2 protein-coding genes are annotated in these 1,880 nt (G+C 70.3%); both read right to left on the reverse strand.

The window, feature by feature from the left end:
• Positions 1–63 precede the first annotated feature (63 nt).
• Entirely contained in the window at positions 64–1,275 is a 1,212-nt protein-coding gene (locus AOK08_RS41285; RefSeq protein WP_055535639.1) for a cytochrome P450, read from the reverse strand.
• Positions 1,272–1,880, reverse strand: a 609-nt coding sequence (locus AOK08_RS41290; RefSeq protein WP_055535641.1) for a GTP-binding protein, incomplete at its 5' end; no start/stop codon positions are given. The genes AOK08_RS41285 and AOK08_RS41290, both read right to left, overlap by 4 nt.

Genomic DNA, 1,880 nt, shown 5'->3' on the forward strand with positions numbered 1-1,880 from the left:
CGGGCTGGATGGTGCCGGGCGGGGCTGAGTGGTGCCCGGTGGCGGTCATGGTCGGGCCGAGAATCAGCCCCTCAAGGTCGGCGTGAAACGCACCGGGAGTTCCGTCCAGCCGCGCAGCCAGGGGGACGAGCGGCGGGTCAGGGTCTCGGCGGGGACCGCCAGGTCGATGTCCGGGAGGCGGTCCAGGACGACCTCGATGCCCGTCCTCGCGATGACCTCCGCGACCTCCCGGGCCGGGAAAGGGCACCTGTGTTCGCCGTGGCCGAAGGAGAAGTGGGCGTTGTTGCCGCCGGTCAGGGCGGAGCCGTCGGTACGGACCTGGGGGTCGGAGTTGGCGCCCTGGAGACCGAGGAGGAGCAGATCACCCGTACGGATGTGCCGGCCGCCGAGGCGGGTGTCGCGGGACGCCCAGCGGCCCGGCATGGTCTGCACGGGCGCCTCCTCCCACAGGACCTCGTTCATCGCCTCGGCGACACTGCTCCGGCCGCCGAAGAGGGAGGCCGCGAACCGCTCGTCCGTGAGCATCAGGTGCAGCGAGTTGCCCATCCAGTCGGCGGTCGGTTCGTTCCCCGCCGCGATCATGATCATGAGGTCGTGGGTGACCTCCTCGTCCGTGAAGCCGTACGGGTTGGCGAGCATCCGGGAGACCACGTCGTCCGAGGGCCGCAGCCGGCGGGCGGCCAGCAGATGGCCCATCGACGCGATCAGGTGCCGCTGGCCCGCCATACCGTTCTCCAGGCCGCCGGTCATCGCGAGCGCGGCGGAGACCAGGCCGGGACCGTCCTCGTCGGCGAACCCGAAGAGGCGGGCCATGACCCGCACCGGCAGCCGCGTCGCGTACTCCTGGACGAGGTCCGCCTCGCCCCGGGTGCAGATCGCGTCGATCAGCTCGTCCGCGAACTCCTCGGTGTACGAGCGCAGTTCGACCGGATCGGTCTCCTCCAGGGCGTTGCCGATCATCGCGGCGCGCTCACGGTGGCGTTCGCCGACGGTGTAGAGGATCGAGGGCTGACCGCGGCCGATCATCGGCAGGTGCGGCCAGTCGGCGGGGATCCTCTCCCACTGGTTCCACAGCTCCGAGTCCCGGCTGAACAGCACGGAATCCTCGGTGACTTGATGCAGCTCGCGGTAGCCGAGCACCAGCCAGGCGGGTACGTCACAGTCGAGCAGCACCGGGGCCACCGGGCCGTGGTCGTGCCGCATCTCCCGGTACAGCCGGTCGGGTTCGGTCCGCAGCCGGTAGCCGTTGAGGGGGACAGGGGCGGCGGCGGTCACCGTGGCAACTCCTTGTTGATTACCGGTACTTGGCCAGGACGGCTGGTGTTCCGGTGTCGGTTCTTCGCGTGTTCCACTAACGCGATCAGCACCCGCTTGCTCGAACTCCGGGTGCGCGCGTCGCAGTTGATGAGGGGTACGTCGGGGTCGAGGTCGAGCGCGTCGCGGACGGACTGCGGGGCGAAGTCGGGGCCGCCGAAGTCGTTCCGGGCGACGACGAACGGGGTGCCGTGCCGTTCCAGGCGGTCGATGGCGTACCAGGAGTCGTCGAGGCGGCGGGTGTCGACGAGGACGACCGCGCCGAGCGCGCCGGCGAACAGCCGGTCCCAGAGGAACCAGAAGCGTTCCTGGCCCGGCGCGCCGAACAGGTACAGCACGTTGTGGGCGTCGAGCGTGATGCGGCCGAAGTCGAAGGCGACGGTCGTGACGTTCTTGTCGCGCACCGCGCTGATGTCGTCGACCGCCTCGCCGGCCCGCGTCATCGTCTCCTCGGTACTGAGCGGACGTATCTCGCTGACCGAACGGACGAGCGTCGTCTTGCCGGCACCGAAGCCGCCGACGACCACGACCTGAAGCCCGTGGTCGTCGGCGGCTTCGGTGCCGGC

Origin of the sequence: Streptomyces graminilatus (assembly GCF_001418565.1) — a bacterium.
GTDB lineage: Bacteria > Actinomycetota > Actinomycetes > Streptomycetales > Streptomycetaceae > Streptomyces > Streptomyces graminilatus.